We start from the raw sequence: 19610 nt of genomic DNA on the forward strand, positions 1-19610 counted from the left end.
TCTGGTTGGGACCAGGGGCCGGAGGCGGCGCAACGTTGGGCTTGGCGGACCGCGTCCTGCCCGCAAGGCGGGCCGCGTCTGGCTGTCGTCATCTCACCCTCCCCGGACAACCCCGCCCGGTGTGAACGTCAAGGCGCCGGCAGGTCTCCTGACTGGCGGGTCGCTGCCTGTCCTGGCCTTCCCGGGTCGAGGACCCAGTGACGTGATCGGACGCGGCTCGCCGCCTACAGTTGCGGGGGCAGTTCCGGTTGGCGCAGGGATGCGCCGCGGATTCCCTCTTGGCCCTTTCGGGACCGGCAAGGGGGCGTATCGCCGAAACGCGGCCGCCTGGCAAGCCGGATATGGCCAAGCCTGTCAGGAAGCGGTGGATGATCGGGGAAAGAAACACCCTTGGCCCGCCGCGGCGGGGGAAGGGAAAGGCGCCGGCCCGCCGGGACGGGGTCTTCGGCGGCGCCGGGGGTTCAGGCGTCCTGCTGCGGGGCGCTTTCGCGGGGCGGGCGGCCGATGATGTCGCGCAGCGCGTCCAGTTCGATGAAATTGTCGGCCTGGCGGCGCAACTCGTCGGCGATCATCGGCGGCTGGCTGCGCATGGTCGAGACCACCGAGACCCGCACGCCCTGGCGCTGCAGCGCCTCGACCAGCGGCCGGAAATCGCCGTCGCCCGAGAACAGCACCGCATGGTCCAGCCGCGGCGCCAGCTCCATGGCGTTGATGACCAGCTCGACATCCATGTTGCCCTTGACCTTGCGGCGGCCCAGAGCGTCGGTATATTCACGCGCGGGTTTCGTCACCATGGAATAGCCGTTGTAATGCAGCCAGTCGACCAGCGGACGGATCGGTGAGTAATCCTCGTTCTCCAGCAGGGCCGTATAGTAATAGGCGCGGATCAGCTTGCCGCGCCGCTCGAATTCCTGCCGCAACAGCTTGTAGTCGATATCGAAGCCAAGCGCCTTCGCGGCAGCATAAAGATTCGACCCGTCGATGAACAACGCCAGCCGATCATCCTTGTAAAACACGATTCCCCCAAGATGTCTCTTTACCAAAGTCAGAAGGCGAACTTAGTCCTGGTGGCGCTGGGTGCAAACCTGCCTAGTTCGGCAGGTATCCCATCGGACAGCTTGCGTTTCGCGCTGGATAAGCTTTTGAAATTACCTGCGGTTGTGCCGCTTGCCGTCAGCCGATTCTGGTCCACCCCGGCGGTGCCGGCCGGTTCCGGTCCCGATTATGTGAACGCTGCGGTTTCACTTTCCTGCGCGCTGCCGCCCGATCAACTCCTGCGCGAGCTGCACGCGATCGAGGCGGCGCTGGGACGCCGCCGCGACGGGCCGCGCTGGCAGGCGCGGGGGCTGGATCTGGACCTGCTGGCGCATGGCGATCTGGTGCTGCCCGACGCGGATGCGCAGGACCGTTGGCGCAGCCTGCCGCCCGAGGAACAGCCGCGCCGCACGCCCGAGCGACTGATCCTGCCGCATCCGCGGCTGCAGGACCGCGGCTTCGTGCTGGCGCCCCTGGCCGAGATCGCGCCCGGCTGGGTGCATCCGCGCCTTGGGCTCAGCGTGGCGCAGATGCTGGCGGCGCTGCCGCCCGAGGCCATGGCCGGGATGCGGCCGGCAAGTGCTTGACATTTCCGTTTCGCGCACCCAAATATCCGGCTTCGCCCTGCACCCCGATTCCAGCTGATAAGGTGACCGATGGCCCGCGTTACAGTCGAAGATTGCGTCGACAAGGTTCCGAACCGTTTTGACCTGGTGATGCTGGCGGCCCATCGCGCGCGTGAAATCGCGGCGGGGAGCCCGCTGACCGTCGACCGCGACAATGACAAGAATCCCGTGGTCTCGCTGCGCGAGATCGCCGACGAGACCCAGCCCGTGGACGAACTGCGCGAGCGCATGATCGAGGCCCAGCAGACCCAGATCGAGGTCGACGAGCCCGAGGAGGACGCGATGGCGCTGCTTCTGGGCGCCGAGATCGACCGTCCGAAGCCCGCCGACGAGGAATCCGAGGAGCGCATGCTGCGCATGATGCTGGAAGCGCAAGGCAGGAACTGAGTCCAAAGGTCTTCGGCTGAACATGATCGACGTCGAAGACCTCATCGCGCTTATCCGCAATTACAACCCGCGCACCAATGCCGAGCTGATCCGCGACGCCTACGAATACGGGCGTCGCATGCATGAGGGGCAGTTCCGCCATTCGGGCGAGCCCTATTTCACCCATCCCGTCGCGGTCGCCGCCATCCTGACCGAGATGCGGCTGGACGATGCCACCATCGTCACCGCGCTGCTGCACGACACGATCGAGGACACGCGTTCGACCTGGGCCGAGGTGGCGCAGATCTTCGGGCGCGAGATCGCCGATCTGGTCGATGGGGTCACCAAGCTGACCAATCTGCAGCTCTCGGGCGCGCATTCCAAGCAGGCCGAGAATTTCCGCAAGCTTTTCATGGCGATGTCGCGCGATCTTCGCGTGATCCTGGTCAAGCTGGCCGACCGTCTGCACAACATGCGGACCATCAAGTCCATGCGCCCGGAAAAGCAGCTGCAGAAGGCGCGCGAGACCATGGACATCTATGCGCCGCTGGCCGGCCGCATGGGCATGCAATGGATGCGCGAGGAGCTTGAGGACCTGGCCTTCAAGGTCATCAACCCCGAGGCCCGCAACTCGATCATCCGCCGCTTTGTCAGCCTGCAGCGCGAATCCGGCGACGTGATCCCCAAGATCACCGCCGACATCCGCGCCGAGCTTGAACGCGAGGGGATCGAGGCCGATGTCTACGGCCGCGCCAAGCGGCCCTTCAGCATCTGGCGGAAGATGCAGGAAAAGCAGCTTTCCTTCTCGCGCCTGTCGGACATCTACGGCTTCCGCATCATCACCCGGACCGAGGCCGACTGCTATCGCACCCTGGGCGTCATCCATCACCGCTGGCGCGCCGTGCCCGGCCGGTTCAAGGATTACATCAGCCAGCCCAAGGCGAACGGCTACCGCTCGATCCACACCACCGTTTCGGGCCGCGACGGCAAGCGGGTCGAGGTGCAGATCCGCACCCGGCAGATGCACGAGGTGGCCGAGGCGGGCGTGGCCGCGCATTGGGCCTATCGCGACGGCGTGCGCACGGCGAACCCCTTTGCCATCGATCCGGGCGAATGGATCGCCAGCCTGACCGAGCGTTTCGGCGAAGAGGACCACGACGAATTCCTCGAGCATGTGAAGCTCGAGATGTATTCCGACCAGGTGTTCTGCTTCTCGCCCAAGGGCGACGTGATCCCGCTGCCGAAAGGGGCGACGCCGCTGGATTTCGCCTATGCCATCCATACCCGGCTGGGCAGTTCCTGCGTGGGCGCGAAGGTGGACGGCATCCGCGTGCCGCTGTGGACGCGGCTCAAGAACGGCCAGTCGGTCGAGATCATCGCCGCCTCCGGCCAGCGGCCGCAGGCGACCTGGCTCGACATCGTCGTCACCGGCCGCGCCAAGGCCGCCATCCGCCGCTCGCTGCGGCAGGAGGACCGGACGCGCTTCATCCGGCTGGGTTCGGAACTGGTGCGGGTGGCCTTCGAGCATGTCGGGCGCAAGGTCAGCGACAAGGCGCTGCGCATCGCGGCCAAGACCATGGCGCTGCCCGATACGGACGAGCTGCTGGCCCGCATCGGCAGCGCCGAGATCTCGGCCCATGACGTGCTGACCACGCTTTATCCCGAACTGGCCCAGAAGCGCAGCGAGATCGACGCCAAGCGCGCCGTCGCCGGGCTGGAGGCCGATCAGGAATTCACCCGCGCGCCCTGCTGCAATCCCCTGCCGGGCGAGCGCATCGTCGGCATCACCTATCGCGGCAAGGGGGTGGTGATCCATGCCATCGACTGCCCGGTGCTGGCCGAGTTCGAGGACAGCCCGGAACGCTGGGTCGACCTGCACTGGCGCGAGGGCCAGCACCCGGCAGCCTATTCGACCATGCTGTCCTTGACCATCCGCCACGATGCCGGGGTGCTGGGCCGGATCTGCACGCTGATCGGCGCGCAGGGGGCGAATATCTCGGATCTGGAATTCGTCGATCGCAAGCCGGATTTCTACCGGCTGCGCGTCGAGATCGAGCTGCGCGACCGCGAGCACATGCACACGCTGCTGACCGCGCTCGAGGCCGAAAGCGACGTGGCGCAGGTCTCGCGCATCCGGGACCCTTCGGCCCATATGAGCTGAGGTCGGCCCGGCATGTTCAAGAGACGCAAGCCGCTCAGCTATGCCCAGATGTGGACCGAGATGTTCTATCCCCGCTCGGGCTGGAAGCGGGCCTCGAAATATGTGCTGCACCGGCTGCGCCGCCTGCCGGACCAGCCGCATCGGGTGGCGCGGGGCTGGGCCTGCGGCATCTTCATCTCGTTCACGCCCTTCTTCGGCTTCCATTTCATGGGCGCGGCGGCGCTGGCCTGGCTGATCCGCGGCAATATCCTAGCCGCGCTCTTGGGCACCTTCGTCGGCAATCCGCTGACCACGCCCTTCATCGCGCTGACCTCGGTCGGGCTCGGCCGCTGGATGCTGGGGGTCGAGGGCAAGTTCACCCCGCACCTGATCTTCGACGAATTCACCCGCGCCGGCAGCGAGCTGTGGAACAACCTGCTGGCGCCGGTGACGGACCGCGTCGCTCATTGGGACCAGCTGCTGCAGTTCAACCAGCAGATCTTCCTGCCCTATGCGGTGGGGGGCATCCTGCCCGGAATCGCGGTTTCCGTCGCGGCGCATTACCTGACCGTGCCGGTGATCCGGGCCTATCACCGCCACCGCGAAAGGCAGATGGCCGAGCGCATCGCCCGCGCCAAGGCCAGGCGCGAACGCGAGCTGGCCGGGAAATCCTAGAAGCCCAGCCGGTCGCGCAGCGAATACCAGCCCATGCCGGCGACCAGCAGCGGCCAGCGCAGCGCAGCGCCGCCGGGAAAGGCGGGCGAGGGCAGGGCGGCCATGGTGTCGAATCCCTCGGCCTGGCCCTGCACCGCCTGCGCCATCAGCTTGCCGGCCAGCGTCGCCAGCGCCAGCCCGTGCCCGGAATAGCCGCTGGCCGACAGGCAATTGGGCGCCGGCCGGGCGAAGCAGGGCATCCGGTTCATGGTGATCGCCAGCGTGCCGCCCCAGGCATGGGTCAGCGCCACATCGGCAAGGCCCGGATAGATCTCAAGCAGCGGCTTGCGCACCTTGGCGGCGATATCGGCGGGAAAGCGATAGCTGACATTCTCGCCGCCGCCGAAGATCAGCCGCCCCTCGGGATCGAGCCGCCAGTAATTCACCACGAATTTCGTGTCATGCACGCCGATGGGCCGGGTCAGCACCTCGGCTGCGCGCGCCCCCAGGGGCTCGGTCGCGACGATGAAATTGTTGATCGGCATGACGCGGGCGGCGACATGGCCGTCGAGATGGCCCAGATAGCCATTGGCCGCCAGGATGACATGGTCGCAGGCCACCCGGCCCTTGCCGGTCTGCACCACGCTTTTCTCGCCGGCGCGCCGGCCGTGGCGGATGTGGTGGACATGGCTCAACTCGCGGATCCGGGCGCCTGCGGCATCGGCCAGCTGCGCCATGCCGATGGCCAGGTTCAGCGGGTGCAGATGCCCGGCACCATGGTCCAGCTCGCCGGCGATATAGGCCTCGGACGGCACCAGCGCCCGGAAGGCGTCGCGGTCGAGCGGCTCGATCCGGTCATAGCCGTAATCGCGCCCCAGCCTGTCGATCAGGGCGCGGGCATGGTCGAACTCGGCGGGCTTGCGGAAGGCATGGGCGATGCCGTCGGCCACCGGCACCCCGGCGCGCGCCGCCAGATCGCGGGTCAGGCGCTTGGCCTCCTCGGCCATGTTCCAAAGCCGGTGGGCGGCCTCTCGCCCGGCCATCCGCTCCAGCTCGTCGACCTCCAGCCGCTGGCCCGAGCCGAGCTGGCCGCCATTGCGCCCCGAGGCGCCGAAGCCGACGCGATGCGCCTCCAGCACCACGACGTCGCGCCCCGCCTCGGCCAGATGCAGCGCCGCGGAAAGCCCGGTATAGCCGGCGCCGACCACCACGACATCGGCGCGCTCCTCGCCCCGCTGCTCGGGGAAAGGCGGCAGCGGGTCGCGGGTCGCGGCATAGAGGCTGGGCGGATATTCCCCCCGCCGGTCGTTGGAAAACAGCAGGTTCATGCTTCGGCTTTCACCGTTTCTCAAATACTCATCCGACGGCGCGCAAGGGCCCGGCCGCGCCCGGCTCTACACGTTCAGCAGCAGGTGCTCGCGCTCCCACGGGCTGATGACCTGCAGGAATTCCTTGTATTCATTGCGCTTGACCGCCTGATAGACGTCGATGAACTCGGATCCCAGCACCTCGCGCATCGCCGTGTTCTCGTCCATCAGGTCCAGCGCGTCGCCCAGGTTATAGGGCAGCTCGTCCTCGGACATATAGGCGTCGCCCAGGCATTCGGCGCGCGGATTCTCGCCCTCGACCAGGCCCAGATAGCCGCAGGCCAGGCTGGCGGCGAGACCCAGATAGGGGTTGCAATCCATGCCCGCCAGCCGGTTCTCGATCCGCCGCGCCTCGGGTTTCGAGATCGGCACGCGCAGCCCGGTGGTGCGGTTGTCGCGCCCCCATTCCAGGTTGATCGGCGCCGCGAAATCCGGGACATAGCGGCGATAGCTGTTGACATAGGGCGCCAGCAGCGCCACCGCCGCCGGCAGGTGCTTCTGCATGCCGGCGATGAAATGCATGAAGGCCGGCGTCTCGCGGCCCCGCTCGTCCGAGAAGATGTTGCGCCCGTCCGTCAGCCCGACGACCGAATGGTGGATATGCATGGCGCTGCCCGGCTCGCCCTCGATGGGCTTGGCCATGAAGGTGGCGAAACAGTCGTGGCGCAGCGCCGCCTCGCGGATCAGCCGCTTGAAATAGAAGATCTGGTCGGCCAGGGCGACCGGGTCGCCGTGGTTCAGGTTGATCTCGACCTGGCCGGCGCCGCCTTCCTGCAGGATGCCGTCGATCTCGAAACCCTGGGCCTCGGCGAAGTCGTAGATGTCGTCGATGACCTTGCCGTATTCGTCCACCGCCGACATGGAATAGGCCTGCTTGGCGGCGGCGCGGCGGCCGGTGCGGCCCATGGGCGGCATGATCGGCTGGTTCGGGTCGATGTTGCGCGCGACCAGGAAGAACTCCATCTCGGGCGCGACGATGGGGCGCCAGCCCTTCTGCCGGTAAAGATCGACCACGCGTTTCAGCACGTTGCGCGGCGCGATCGGCACCGGATTGCCCGACTGGTCGGACACGTCGTGGATGACCTGCAGCGTCACGTCCGCCGTCCAGGGCGCTGCCGTCGCGGTCGAGAAATCCGGCGTCAGGATCATGTCGGGCTCGGTGAAGGCGCCCGACGGGTTGTCGGCCCAGTCGCCGGTGATGGTCTGCAGGAAGATCGAGTTCGGCAGGTAGAACCGCTCCTGATGCGCGAATTTCGAGGCCGGCATGGCCTTGCCGCGCGCCACCCCGGCGATGTCGGCGACGATGCATTCCACCTCGTCCAGCCGCCGCCCGGCGACGTAATCCTGCGCGGCCTGCGGGGTTTCGTCGATCCAGTGCGATTTCATGCGGCCCCCTGCCGTGTCGCCTGCGCCGCAAAGCTGCGCGGCGCCTTGAAGAAGGCCTCGATCCGGTCGGCGATGCTGCCCGATTGCAGCGGCCCGCCCATGCGGGCGCGGGCCCGGTCCAGCAGCGCGCCGGGCACCGTGCCGCGGGCGCGGTGCTCGATCAGGCCCTCGATGAAGGCGTCGTCGAATTCCGGATGCGCCTGCACGGTAAAGGCGCGGTCGTCATAGACCAGCGCGGCGTTTTCGCAGAACGGGTTGCTGGCGATGATTTCGGCGGCCTCGGGGCGGCGGATCACCTGGTCCTGATGCCAGGCGTTCAGCCGCACCGGTTCGCCGCCGAAATCGTAATCCTGCGGCCCCACGGCCCAGCCCTCGGGGTGCTTCGCCACCTGGCCGCCAAGCGCCTGGGCGATGATCTGATGGCCGAAGCAGATGCCGACCATCGGTACCCGCGCGGCATAGGCGGCGCGGATGAAGTCCTCGAGCGGCGGGATGAAGGCGTGATCCTCGTAGACGCCGTGGCGCGAGCCGGTCAGCAGCCAGCCCCCGGCCTCGCGGACGTCCTGCGGAAACTGCATGTTCTCCACGTGATAGCTGGCGAAATCGAAGCCCCGCCCGGCAAGGAGCCGCTCGAACATGGTGTCATAATCGCCCAGTTCGCCGCGAAGCTCTTCGGGCGATTGGCCGCATTTGAGAATGCCGATGCGCATGGTGGTTGGCCTGTCGGTTGTTCCCCCCCCGAAGCTAGTCGTGCGGGGCGCGGGCGGCAAGGGGGCGCTGCGACCTCGGTGGGGCTGGCCGGCGGCGCGGGGTCGCGCTAGGGTTGGCCTGCAACAGCAGAAAGGATCGGCCATGCCCGGACTTCGCCCCGATGTGGACCCCGAGGGCTTGCAGGAATTCTCGGTCGTCTTCACCGACCGCTCGCTCAACCACATGTCGCAGAAATTCCAGGCCGCGATGCGCGAGATCTCGGCCATGCTGCGCGAGGTCTACGGGGCCGAGGCGGTGGCGCTGGTTCCGGGCGGCGGCACCTGCGCCATGGAGGCGGTGGCCCGCCAGTTCGGCCGCGACGCCCATGCGCTGATCGTCCGCAACGGCTTTTTCAGCTATCGCTGGAGCCAGATCTTCGAGGCCGGCGGCTTTGCCCGCCAGACCACGGTGATGATGGCCCGGCCCCAGGGCAACGAGCCGCGCGCGCCCTTCGCCCCGGCACCCGTCGAGGAGTTGGTGGCCAAGATCCGCGAAGCCCGCCCCGATGCCGTCTTCGCCCCGCATGTCGAGACGGCGGCGGGCATGATCCTGCCCGACGATTACATCAAGGCGCTGGCCGATGCCGCGCATGAGGTCGGCGCGGTCATGGTGCTGGACTGCATCGCCTCGGGCGCGATCTGGGTCGACATGCGCGAGACGGGCGTGGACGTGCTGATCTCGGCGCCGCAAAAGGGCTGGTCGGCCTCGCCCTCGGCCGGGATGGTGATGCTGTCCCCGCGCGGGATCGAGCGTCTGGAGACCACGGTCAGCGACAGCTTCGCGCTGGACCTGAAGAAATGGCGCGCGATCATGAAGGCTTACGAGGATGGCGGCCATGCCTATCACGCCACCCTGCCGACCGACGCGCTGCTGGGCCTGCGCGATGCAATGAACGAGACGCGCGACTTCGGCCTCGAGGCGGCGCGAGAGGCGCAGTGGCGGCTGGGCGACGCGGTGCGCTCGGAACTGGCGCGGCGCGGGCTGCGCTCGGTCGCGGCCGAGGGCTTTGCCGCGCCGGGCGTGGTGGTCTGCTATACCGACGACCCCGAGGTGCAGAGCGGTCGCAAGTTTCTGGCCGCCGGCTATCAGATCGCCGCGGGCGTGCCCTTGCAGGTGAACGAGGGCGAGGGCTTCCGCAGCTTCCGCATCGGGCTGTTCGGGCTGGACAAGCTCGGCGATGTCGAGGGCACGCTGGCGCGGCTGATCCCGGCCTTCGACGCAGCCCTGTGACCCGGTCCGGTAACGCGACGTCCTGACGCGGCGGGCGGGAAATCCGGGCGGTTCCGGGAACGATCTGCCGGCTTGGGTGTTTGCCTTGCGAAACCCATACAGCCCTGTGAAAGGACAATGTCATGGCGAAACCTGAAGCCACCGCCGACGAAGTGAAAGCCCAGGCGCGCGAGGCCGCCGACGAGGTGGGCCGCCACACCCGCCGCGCCGCCGACGAGGCGACCGAAGCCTATGAGACCGCCCGCGAGCGCGGCGCCGAGCTTTACGAAACCGCGCGCGAGAAAGGCGCCGAATTCGTCGAGACCGCCCGTCAGCGTGGTGCCGAATATGCCGAGACGGTCCGCGAGCGTGGCCATGACTATGCCGAACGCGCCCGCGACGAGGCTCGCCGGCTGTATCGCCAGGGCGAGCGGCAGGCGCATGAGGTCGCAGCCCATGCCGAAGAATATTACGACGAGGTCTCGGGCATGGTGCGCCGCAACCCCGCCCAGGCGCTGGGGATCGCGGCGGGCGTCGGCTTCCTGCTGGGCCTGATCATCGCGCGCCGCTGAGGCCGGCGATGTTCGATTACACCCGGAACCTGCAGCTTGCCCTGACGGACAGGCTGCGCCGCGCGGGCTTGGGCGCCGGGGCAGGGCTGGCCCTGCTGATCGGCGCCGGCTTCCTGCTTGCGGCGCTGTGGACTTGGCTGGCGGATCATCTTGGCTGGGGGGCGCTCGGCGCCTCCCTCGCCATCGGCATCGGCTTTCTGGTGATCGGGCTGCTGGTGATGCTGATGGCGCGCAAGGAGCGCCATCCCGTGCCCACCACCGACGAGTTGAAGGCCGAGGTCGAGCAGCGGCTGATGCTGGCCGCCGATGCCGCCATCGGGAAAGCCACCGGCGCAGCGGATGCGGCGCTGGAGCGGGCCTCCCAAAAGGCCAATCGGCTGATGGAACAGGCCGAGCAGCGCGTCCACAGCGTCGCCGACAGCCTGTCCTACAAGGCCGACCGCTTGGCCGACCGGGCCGAGGCGCGGGTCTATGGCACCGCGCGCCGCGCCGGAGAGCAGGCCGCGCAACGGCTGGGCCTGCCCCCGGATGCGCTGCGCCGCGCCGCGGGACAGGTCCAGGCAGCCTCGCAATCGCGGGCAGCGGCCATAGCGCCGCTGATCGGGGCCTTCGCGGTCGGCATGACGCTGGCCTCGCGCTTCCAGGACTGGCGGCAGCGCGACACCCCGGAATGGGACGCCGCCGAGGACTGGACGGACGATCCTTACGAGGATGGTTGAAGTGTATGCCCTAGGGCGCTTATTTTATTAAAGTTATTTTGCCTTACTCTTGCTCGTCGGTGCCGCGCCAACGACGCGGCAGCCGGAAGGTCGTTAGGATTCCCGGCGCTGCTGACTGTCCTGAAATCTAAAACCGCAGGCGCCGGCCAAGCGTTTCAGATGACCGTCCGCGCCATGCATCCCCCTGGGGCCAGAGGTTGCTGGAAGAACCCTGATAAATCTCCGGCAAGCCATTATTTTCAAAAAGAAAAGGCCCCGACAATGCGGGGCCGTCGTTGTCAGTGAGGGCAGGGCGCCCGGTCAGGCATTGGCCTCGCGGATGCGGTCGGCGGCTTCCTTGTCATAGGTCACGCCCGCCTTTTCGAAAAGCTGGTCAAGCTCGCCCGACAGGGTCATCTCGGTGACGATGTCGCAGCCGCCGACGAACTCTCCCTTGACATAAAGCTGCGGAATCGTCGGCCAGTCCGAGAATTCCTTGATGCCCTGGCGGATCGCCTCGTCCGCCAGCACGTTCACGTCGCGATACTGGACGTTCATATAGTTCAGCACCCCGGCGACGCGGCTTGAAAAGCCGCATTGAGGCATCTCCTTGGTGCCTTTCATGAACAGGACGACATCGTTGCCGTCGATGGTGTCCTGGATCTGCTGGCGTGCGTCGGTCATTCTGCTGGTCCTTGCTGAAGCGTCGCCATGGCGCGACGCTGGCGGTTGATCTTATTCGGGGGCCTTGGTGGTCAGGGCAAGCGCATGCAGCGCGCCGTTCGGGCCGTCCATGTGGCCCTGCAGCGCCGCATAGACTGCGCGCTGCTGCTGCACGCGGTTCTGGCCGCGGAAGCTTTCGTCGATCACCTCGGCAGCATAATGGTTTCCGTCCCCGGCAAGGTCGGTGATGGTGATCTGGGCATTGGGAAATGCAGCGCGGATCAGGGCTTCGATATCCTGGGCTTCCATCGCCATGGCGGTTCCTTTCACTGTTCTCCATGATGTAGGGGAAGCCCGCGCGGCCCGCAAGATCGCCCTTCACGCCGCATCCCGCCAGGACGGGCAGGGATCGGGGCAGCTTGCCCCCGCGCGGCGGGGATGCCACTCTGCCCGCGGCAGCAGAAGGGCGATCCAGGATGTCGAACGCGGTTTCCGACAGCGACCCCGCGCGCGGCAGCGCCGGCGAGGTCTTCGGGGCCTTCCTGCGGCTGGGCCTGACCTCCTTCGGCGGGCCGATTGCGCATCTGGGCTATTTCCGCGACGAGCTGGTGGTGCGGCGGCGCTGGCTGGACGATCACGCTTATGCCGATCTGATCGCGCTGTGCCAGTTCCTGCCCGGCCCGGCCTCGAGCCAGGTCGGCTTTGCCCTGGGCCTGATGCGGGCCGGCTGGCTGGGGGCGCTTGCAGCCTTCACCGCCTTCACCTTGCCTTCGGCGCTGATCCTGCTGGTGTTTGCCGGGGCTGCGACGGCGATTTCGGGGCCGCTGGGGCAGGGGGCGCTGCACGGGCTCAAGGTCGTGGCGGTGGCCATCGTGGCCCAGGCGGTCTGGGGCATGGCGCGGCAGCTGTGCCCGGATCGCGAGCGCGCGGCGATCGCGGTGCTCGCGGTCGTCGTGCTGGCCGCGCTGCCGGGCGCCCCCGGCATGATCCTCGCCATCGCCGCCGGCGCGGGGCTGGGGCTTGCCTTGGGCCGCGGCGCGGCAAGGCCCGCCAGCGGGCATCTGGTCGTGCCGTTGTCCCGAGGCGCGGGGGCGGCGGCCCTGCTGCTGTTCCTGGCGCTGCTGGCCTTGCTGCCGCTGCTGGCGGACGGGTCGCAGGCGCTCGCGATGATCGACAGCTTCTATCGCGCCGGGGCGCTGGTCTTCGGCGGCGGCCATGTCGTGCTGCCGCTTCTGGATGCCGAGGTGGTGCAGCCCGGCTGGATCGGCCCACAGGCCTTTCTGGCCGGCTATGGCGCGGCGCAGGCGGTGCCGGGGCCGCTTTTCACCTTTGCCGCCTATCTGGGCGCGGCCCTGGGGCCCGAGCCGAACGGGGTGCTGGGCGCCGCGCTTGCGCTGCTGGCGATCTTCCTGCCGGGATTTCTGGTGCTGCTGGGCGTCCTGCCGTTCTGGGACCGCTTCCGCCGCATGGCCGGGGCGCAATCGCTGATGCAGGGGGCGAATGCCGCCGTGGTCGGCATTCTGGGCGCGGCGCTGTATTCCCCGGTCTTTACCACCGCGATCGGCGGCCTGCCGGACCTGGCGCTGGCGCTCGCCTGTTTCGTGGCCCTGACGGGCTGGAAGCTCGCGCCCTGGCGGGTGGTGCTTCTGGCCGCGATGGCGGGCGCTGCACTGGCGCTGGCCGGATGAGCGAGCTTCCGCCGCCCTTGATCGGAAGGGGGTTCTGGCGGAGGAAAAATAATCCGAAGGCAGGCTGGCCCCAAGGGCGGAAAGGACCGATTTCGGATATCGGGCAGCGGGCTTGTCCCTCGACGCGCTTTCTCATCGTGGGACGTGGAGGCCGAGGCCGTGACTCCGAAGGCGCCAGAGCCGAGTTTATATGAGAAAGCCGGACTGGAACGGGCGCCGCACCATCTTGGCAAGTTCCATGCATTTGCCCAGCGCTGGTCTTCGGTGCCGAGCGGGCGGCGCCACCACTCGCGCGTCAAGGGTCGAAGCCTGCACCAGAGTGGTCATTCTTTCGGTTGTCGAACAACTGAAATAATGGCCATTCTGGAAGTCTTGGGTCTCTTTAACTGATTGATTTCAATACATCTCGTAAGTGCCCGTTTTCTGATTTGACCACTTTCCACGCAAATATTGACCATCGAAACTTGCTCCGGCGCCAAAGAAAAAGGCCGCCCGAAGGCGGCCTGACTGGCAAATGGGTGACTTGACGAGGGGGTGAACCGAATCCTGCCCGGGATGCGGATCAGGATTCAGCAATGCTGGCGAGATGCTCTTCAAAGATTCTGCGGAGCGAATTGCTCGGGAGGGGATGCCGGAGTTCGTCGAGCAACGGCCCGAAGGCCCCCCATTTCTTGATACGGCATGGGGACCGCTTCGGGTCGAACCCGGCCTGAAGGATTTGCAAGGCGCGGCGGATGCCTGCTTCCCCGTTGACGATATAGGTCCAGCCGCAGGCCGAAGCGATATCCTGATCCCGGGTGGAAAGGTCGCCGAAGGCAACATATGGCCCGAACTCCAGGGCGGAACCCAGAAACTCGGTGATCCTGATCACCTGTTCCAGCGGCAGGCTGTCCGGCCAGGCCGGGCCATGACGCCCAGCAAGCCGATTGGCGATATAGGTCTGGAGCGGGGATCCCGGACAGGGCACAGCGCGGCCCGCAAGATCCTGTAACATCGCGGCGGTTTCTAGCACGCTTCCGGCAAAGACGCCTTTCCCAACCATATGGTCAGGCCGATCCCGGCGGATCAGGGGTAGCCTGTGTTTCAGGCAGGAACGGATCGGCTTCAGCCGCCAGATCAGCCTCTCGCGCCGGTGGTTAGAGATGTCATGGCCTGCCGCCATGGCGGCCGCATCGTCCTCGGCGAGGCAGGCCGGACAAAAGCGCAGATCCTGCTGTGGACACAGGCTGTCAATCAGAGCCTCCTCACCGAGCCTCCAGCTCCGGCTGGTGTTCTGCACCACGGTGTTGCGCAGCACCGGTCCCGGATCCTGCCCGGCAATCTCGCACAGCCTGACCACCTCATCCGGATCGCCGATGGAGAGAGCGAAGGGATCAAGGCCGAGATCACGCAGGAAGATCCCGATGGGGCCACGGATATGGAAGGCGGCCATGCGGACCGCCCAAGACCAATGGGTTTCGTCCGTCCGAAACGGCAGCAAGGGAAAGAGGCGGGCCATGGTCATTTCCGCCGCCGCCGCGCCCGCACGGAAACGGGTCGATCATCCGCCTCGTCCTGATCCGGGTCGATCTGCGGCCAGTCCGGGGCCAGGAAGACATTTCCGCCCAGCGGGCATCCCTCCTGCAGGCCCCAGAACTCTGCGAAATGGCCGATGTCGAGGCGCGACGCATCGCCCTCCAGCGCAAACTCGATGGCGCCGAGGATCGTCTCGACGCAACGCCCGAAGCGATAACGCGCCGCATGGAACAGGCGCGGGATCAGATCGGCCTCAAGCGGCTGCTCCAGCCCGGCAATCCGGCAATAGGCCGCGATCACCTCCCGGAAATTCGCGCCATCCGTCGCCACGGCCACCGGCGGCAGGTTCAGGGTCGAGAACCGTCGCTGGACCTGCGGATCGGACCGGATGATCTCGCGCAGGTTTTCGGTGCCCGACAGGATCACGACGACCGCCTCGTCGCCCTGCATGATCGCCTTGATAGCGCGCAGGATCAGGTTGCGGTCGGCACAGAACAGGTCATGCGCCTCGTCGATCCAGAGGGTGGTGATGTCGAGATCCTTCAGACGGCCGCGCAGGGTCTCCCACAGACTCCAGCCCTCGCGGTGCGCGGCGTTGACAGGATAACCGCTGCGGTGGAGCAGGGCGCCGGCCATGCTCTTGAAGGTGGCAGGGCTGGGCACGCTCGCCTCAAGATAGTGCCGGCCGTCGGTCCCGGCCCCGGCCAGGGCCGGGTGTCGTGCAAGGGCGTGGTCGATGAGGGTGGTCTTGCCACCCCCCGCGCCGTCGATCACCATCACGCCACGGGTCTCGCGCTCCGCCGAGAATCGCTGCGGTTCATGCAGGAGGTTTCCGGCCTCGTCCCGGCGCAGCAGCCGGTCGAAATGGGAGCGGAACGCCGCGTCCCTGGGGGTGTCTATGCGGAGCTTGCGCAGCTTTTCGAGAATGCGCGCAGTTGCAGCGGGATCGGGCATGGGGCTACTCCGTGATTTTCCAGATGGACGAAGGCGAGGCGCCTACCGGCATGTCAGGGAGAGTGGCGGGATGTGCTGGTTCGGGCCGGGCCAGGGCAGGGCGGGCGGCGATCGGACTGACGGGGGAATGGTGGGTGTCCGGGAAGGCCGGGCGATCTTCGCCGCCGACCTCATCAGGGATCACCCGACCCATCCCGTCGGAGGCGACAGGCGCAGTCTTTCGACCGACGGTAGCATTGAAGCCGATGAACAGGCGGTCCTCCTCATACTTGATCCGGGCCGGCGACCAGTCCTCGGCGATCAGCCCCGCGAGGGTGGTAGCCGAGGTGCTGCGCTCACGGATGGCCGCGACCGCCTGCAAGGCGATTTGCTGGTCATATGTCTTGCGCGCGGGATCGGCCGCGCGCAGTTCCCGTGTCGCTGCCAGCCACTCCCGAGCGGAAACACCGTCGAAACCGGGGAGAACCGAGCCCACCTGGAACCTCTGGCCCTGGACGTAAACGGTCACCTGGCCGATATCGTCGGGGTGCCAGCGGACTTCGACATTGCGTTCCTCCTTGCAGGTCATCCAGCGGGCCAACGCCTCGGAATGATAGCGCATGCCGAGCACTGTCACGCCCTCGCGGGAAAGCTTGCGCGGCATGCGCTCACCGAAGATCACGCGACGATCCTCGCGTGACGGCGGCGGCTGCACGCCCCATTCGGCGGTCAGTCGGCGCCAGCAATGCAGCGGCGTCTCGCCGCCCAGACCGAAATGCGGAGTGTTGTGGTAGATGTCGACGATCCAGCGGACCAGGCAGAAGGCGAGGTCGTCGAAAGTCAGGGCGGCGCGGGCTTCGGGATCGGCGTTCCCCTTCGCGCGGATGCTGCCGAAGGTATTGCCTGGCAGGCGGGGATGCAGGCCGGTATTGAGGCTGAGGAAGAAACGCTCGTTTCGGGCACGGACCTCCGGCAGGCCAGCGGGGGCGCGCATGGCGGTGATGCCTAGGTCGGCACAGGCGATTCGGAACCGTTCCGATTGGAAGGCGGCGCCGTTGTCGGTGACGATGAGGATCGGGATGCCGTGCATGTCCCAAGAACCGAGCGACCCTGTGGCATCGGCCCATTTTCCCTTGTCACACAGGATCATCTGGAGGACCTGCAGCGAGGCCTCCTCTCTGGCGGTGCGCGAGAAAGCCATGCCGAGGATGCAGCGCGTCGTAGCGCAGATGGCGACGGTCACGAACCAGCGCGCCTTGCTCCTGTCCAACCCGAGGTTTTTGCGCTCTTCTTCGGTCAGAAGCTCCATGAGCCCGGCGCATTCGGCGAGCGAGATGATGTCGATCGTATTCTCGTCGATCTCCACCCGTTCGAGCGGCCGGGACAGGAGCAGCCCTTCGCCGACCGGCATGAACTTCTTGCGCGCCGCCTCGGCACCCTCGCGCTTGAGCGTCACCGCATAGGGGTCGAGTCGGTGGATGGCCCGGCGCACGGTCTCATAGCTCGGGATGTTGAAGGGATGCAGGCCCTGTGCCCGGCGCTCATTGTTCCGCGCCTCGAAAGCGAGGCAGACATTGACATGGATGGTCCTGATGGTCGGACGTTTCTCATCGGCATAGCCTTCGACCTCACGCATCAGCAGCGCCAGTTCCCCGCCTCCCATCAGACAGCTGCGGTTGCCGCGCCGGTTCATGGCATCGATCAGCCCGCTCATGCCGAAGCTGCGGCAGGCCTGGAGCCAGCGGCGCAGCGTGCGCGCGGAAGGCGTCCTGGTGATATCCTGAGAGATCGCCGCGCCCCGGCCGCCGATCAGCCTGCCGACATAGTCCATGGCCCGGCTGCGCAGAAGATCCCGGCTCGCCTTGATGCTCTCATCGGTGATCTTGATAAGCTTTTCCTGGAAGAGCTCCCGGAAGGCCTCGACATAGGCGCTTCTCCTGCTGACCCGGGCCGCTTCGGCCGGGGGCAGCTCGGAGATGCGCATGCCGCCGCCAAGAAGCCGGACCCTGGCGGTCTCGGGGGCGTAATGGTTGTGCTCGACCCGGATTCGCCCCATCGATCCCATCCGGCTCAGTTCCCGATGGGCGAAGGACGTGCAGCGGCCGGAACCGTCATCCAGTTCCAGCAGCCAGCCCTCCTCGTTCCGGCCATGGGTCACGGTCTTGTAGGTCAGGCCATCGATGGTCACGCGGTCGTATTGACCGAAGGCGTAGTGATGGCGGTCGGGATCGAAGCTCAGATTGAACATCTGCATCAGAGATTGCTCCCTTTGTAGACGATGGTAGCCGGGGTAATATGTTCGTGGTGGAGGGCGCGTAGTTGCCCCCACCGGACAAGCCGCAGCAGGGCGCGGAAGCCTCCGGCACCGCAACCGGTCATCGCGGTGAGATCGGCAAGGGAGGCCGTGCCTGACATGTCGGCCAAAACCCGCGCCGCGGCCTCGTCGGCCACCGGATCGCCCGCACGGACGCCATGAAGCAGCCAGGCGTTATGCAGTTCCACCGGATCGAGATCCGCGTCCGTTAGCAGGCGGACGTCGTCGGCGAAGCGGCCAGCGCGGGTCTGTGCCGCGATCCGGGGCATTTGCCGGCCAAACGCCCCGCCAATCCAGGCGGTGGGACGGATGGCGCAGGCGATCCGGGTTCCGTCCGTCCTGGTGACAAACAGGTCGAAGTAGTGAGGATGGACCTCGCCGTCCTCGTTGAACCAGTCGAACTGCATCTGCTCACGCAGATCGGCGATATCGGCGCGAACCGACAGGCACAGGCACCAGCAGAGCTCAAGATGGCTCTCCACCTGCACCACCCTGGGCGGCACGCCGGCAATGGCGCCGCGGCCGGAGCCATCGCCGATCACGACATGGCCACAGAAATGGCTCTTGGAACTGAGCACCACGTCGCGCTGCGCGGTGCTGGGCAAAGGCGGCACGAAGGTGCCGACATGGTTATGGACAGATTGGGGCATTTGATTGTTCCTCATGGGGGATCGATCCCCGCCCGGGTCCGGGCGAAGGCGGTCTTGCACCGGAGCGGGCAGAGAACCCGGTCTGGATGAGGCGATCTTCCTGGGAAGCGGGGATGACGAGGCCATTCCCGGCCTGCCGCAATTACGGTCAGGATCGGATCGGCCGGTCAGTCGTTTCCGGAAAAGAGCCTGGTGAGATGAGGAAGACTGTCGCCCATACGAATCCTTGCGGCGAGCCGCAAGGTCTGCTAGGAAACCGGTGTCAAATCGGTGGATTTAGGTCTGCCTCGATACGATCACACCGGGATGTTGGCGCATCCCGGTGTTTTCGTTTTTGCGCGGGTCAGGTCTTTCGCATCTGCATTTTCACTTTTCACAATCTTCGTTCGAATCGCGCTATAGCCCCGGCTGCGGGGAGATGGAAGACGCTAGAAAACGCCGTTTACTAGCTGGAAAGTATGCGAAAAATTTAGCTTTCCCAGAGTGCTCCACGCTATGAAAGGAAAGGTGTTGTAGGCCGCTTTCGAAAATTCGCGACAGGTTGTTCCTGTCGTGCGACTTCATGGGTTTAGGCAATTATGCGAAAAATTGATTTCCAAGAGGCTGAACGGGTAAAAAAAATTTGGGTCCCGATCACCGGGTGCGTCCGCGTGCTGGAAGTCGATGATCGCGTGGTCGGCACCGTTTGTCTCCATGATGACGGGATGGACCCGGCCCGGTTTTCCGGGCCGGATCGTGGTCAGTCGTCAAGCCGCCCGACCGGGCAGTGCCAGGGCATCAGCAGGCCATAGTCGATATCGCCGCCGAGCGCAGCATGCGCGCCATCGCCCTCGGCTGGAAGAACTACATCTTCGTCGGCTCCGAGGCAGGCGGAAAGGCCGCAGCCATCGCCTATACCCTGATCGAAACCGCCAAACTCAACGCCATCGATTCCAATGCCTGGCTCGCCGACCACTCGCCCGCATCCCGGACTACAAGATCACCAAGGTCGACGATCTGCTGCCTTGGAAGTGGAATGGATAGCGGTCAGCCCGGACGGTTACG

18 protein-coding genes, 1 pseudogene and 1 riboswitch are annotated in these 19610 nt (G+C 66.5%); of the genes and pseudogenes, 9 read left to right on the top strand and 10 right to left on the bottom strand.

The features are described 5' to 3' along the window. Positions 1–120: 120 nt before the first annotated feature. Positions 121–313, bottom strand: a riboswitch (cobalamin riboswitch). Between the two features lie 148 nt (positions 314–461). Then, positions 462–1016 carry an NYN domain-containing protein gene (locus LOS78_RS13350; RefSeq protein WP_028714192.1) on the bottom strand — a complete coding sequence of 185 codons (555 nt, stop codon included), beginning with the start codon at positions 1014–1016 and terminating at the stop codon, positions 462–464. Between the two features lie 12 nt (positions 1017–1028). Here LOS78_RS13350 and folK point away from each other — a divergent pair, with 12 nt between their 5' ends. From folK to LOS78_RS13370, 4 genes are all read left to right on the top strand, one after another. Next, positions 1029–1622: a 2-amino-4-hydroxy-6-hydroxymethyldihydropteridine diphosphokinase gene (gene folK / locus LOS78_RS13355; protein ID WP_230377055.1), complete on the top strand. Its 594-nt coding sequence runs from the start codon at positions 1029–1031 to the stop codon at positions 1620–1622. Positions 1623–1691: 69 nt separating this feature from the next. Beyond that, the gene (gene rpoZ / locus LOS78_RS13360) at positions 1692–2048 is read left to right on the top strand and encodes a DNA-directed RNA polymerase subunit omega (protein WP_028714194.1); all 357 of its coding nucleotides are present in this window, start codon (positions 1692–1694) and stop codon (positions 2046–2048) included. Between the two features lie 22 nt (positions 2049–2070). Then, positions 2071–4188, top strand: coding sequence for a bifunctional (p)ppGpp synthetase/guanosine-3',5'-bis(diphosphate) 3'-pyrophosphohydrolase (locus LOS78_RS13365; RefSeq protein WP_028714195.1), 2118 nt, complete (start codon positions 2071–2073; stop codon positions 4186–4188). Positions 4189–4200: 12 nt separating this feature from the next. Further along, positions 4201–4842: a DUF2062 domain-containing protein gene (locus LOS78_RS13370; protein WP_028714196.1), complete on the top strand. Its 642-nt coding sequence runs from the start codon at positions 4201–4203 to the stop codon at positions 4840–4842. Here LOS78_RS13370 and LOS78_RS13375 read toward each other — a convergent pair. The 3 genes from LOS78_RS13375 to LOS78_RS13385 form a co-directional block, all read right to left on the bottom strand. Further along, on the bottom strand, positions 4839–6149 hold the full coding sequence (locus tag LOS78_RS13375; RefSeq protein WP_230377056.1) for an FAD-binding oxidoreductase: 1311 nt from the start codon (positions 6147–6149) through the stop codon (positions 4839–4841). The genes LOS78_RS13370 and LOS78_RS13375 overlap by 4 nt on opposite strands. Positions 6150–6215: 66 nt before the next feature. Beyond that, the gene (locus LOS78_RS13380) at positions 6216–7574 is read right to left on the bottom strand and encodes a glutamine synthetase family protein (RefSeq protein WP_230377057.1); all 1359 of its coding nucleotides are present in this window, start codon (positions 7572–7574) and stop codon (positions 6216–6218) included. After that, a complete protein-coding gene (locus LOS78_RS13385) occupies positions 7571–8284 on the bottom strand; it encodes a type 1 glutamine amidotransferase (protein ID WP_230377058.1) in 714 nt (237 codons plus the stop codon). Before LOS78_RS13385 ends, LOS78_RS13380 begins: the two co-directional genes overlap by 4 nt. Positions 8285–8426: 142 nt before the next feature. Between LOS78_RS13385 and LOS78_RS13390 the strand changes: the two genes are divergently transcribed. The 3 genes from LOS78_RS13390 (at position 8427) to LOS78_RS13400 (ending at position 10824) form a co-directional block, all read left to right on the top strand. Continuing rightward, on the top strand, positions 8427–9554 hold the full coding sequence (locus LOS78_RS13390) for an aminotransferase class V-fold PLP-dependent enzyme (protein ID WP_230377059.1): 1128 nt from the start codon (positions 8427–8429) through the stop codon (positions 9552–9554). A gap of 122 nt (positions 9555–9676) precedes the next feature. Continuing rightward, the gene (locus LOS78_RS13395) at positions 9677–10105 is read left to right on the top strand and encodes a YqjD family protein (protein WP_230377060.1); all 429 of its coding nucleotides are present in this window, start codon (positions 9677–9679) and stop codon (positions 10103–10105) included. Between the two features lie 8 nt (positions 10106–10113). After that, positions 10114–10824 (top strand): phage holin family protein, encoded by a 711-nt coding sequence (locus LOS78_RS13400; protein ID WP_230377062.1) that lies wholly within the window; start codon positions 10114–10116, stop codon positions 10822–10824. A 300-nt stretch (positions 10825–11124) separates the two neighbouring features. Here the strand turns inward: LOS78_RS13400 and grxD are convergent, their stop codons facing one another. Beyond that, the gene (gene grxD / locus LOS78_RS13405; protein ID WP_230377063.1) at positions 11125–11487 is read right to left on the bottom strand and encodes a Grx4 family monothiol glutaredoxin; all 363 of its coding nucleotides are present in this window, start codon (positions 11485–11487) and stop codon (positions 11125–11127) included. Positions 11488–11538: 51 nt separating this feature from the next. Continuing rightward, on the bottom strand, positions 11539–11781 hold the full coding sequence (locus LOS78_RS13410; RefSeq protein WP_028714204.1) for a BolA/IbaG family iron-sulfur metabolism protein: 243 nt from the start codon (positions 11779–11781) through the stop codon (positions 11539–11541). A gap of 161 nt (positions 11782–11942) precedes the next feature. Between LOS78_RS13410 and chrA the strand changes: the two genes are divergently transcribed. Then, positions 11943–13154, top strand: coding sequence for a chromate efflux transporter (chrA, locus tag LOS78_RS13415; RefSeq protein ID WP_230377064.1), 1212 nt, complete (start codon positions 11943–11945; stop codon positions 13152–13154). Between the two features lie 562 nt (positions 13155–13716). On the opposite strand, the gene LOS78_RS13420 is transcribed toward chrA, so the two are convergent. Genes LOS78_RS13420 through LOS78_RS13435 form a run of 4 tightly spaced genes read right to left on the bottom strand, consistent with a single transcriptional unit; the run spans position 13717 to position 18566 of the window. Next, on the bottom strand, positions 13717–14658 hold the full coding sequence (locus tag LOS78_RS13420; protein ID WP_230377065.1) for a TniQ family protein: 942 nt from the start codon (positions 14656–14658) through the stop codon (positions 13717–13719). Next, a complete protein-coding gene (locus LOS78_RS13425) occupies positions 14655–15623 on the bottom strand; it encodes a TniB family NTP-binding protein (protein ID WP_230377067.1) in 969 nt (322 codons plus the stop codon). Before LOS78_RS13425 ends, LOS78_RS13420 begins: the two co-directional genes overlap by 4 nt. Before the next feature lie 4 nt (positions 15624–15627). Further along, positions 15628–17856, bottom strand: a complete 2229-nt coding sequence (locus LOS78_RS13430; protein WP_230377069.1) for a Mu transposase C-terminal domain-containing protein — start codon at positions 17854–17856, stop codon at positions 15628–15630. Continuing rightward, complete coding sequence (locus LOS78_RS13435) at positions 17856–18566, bottom strand: hypothetical protein (RefSeq protein WP_230377071.1); 711 nt, start codon at positions 18564–18566, stop codon at positions 17856–17858. Before LOS78_RS13435 ends, LOS78_RS13430 begins: the two co-directional genes overlap by 1 nt. Positions 18567–19365: 799 nt before the next feature. On the opposite strand from LOS78_RS13435, the pseudogene LOS78_RS13440 reads away from it, so the two are divergent. After that, positions 19366–19589, top strand: a pseudogene (locus tag LOS78_RS13440) (transposase domain-containing protein); the annotation flags it as partial. Between the last annotated feature and the right edge of the window lie 21 nt (positions 19590–19610).

The sequence above is a fragment of the Paracoccus sp. MA genome, from assembly GCF_020990385.1.
Lineage (GTDB): Bacteria > Pseudomonadota > Alphaproteobacteria > Rhodobacterales > Rhodobacteraceae > Paracoccus.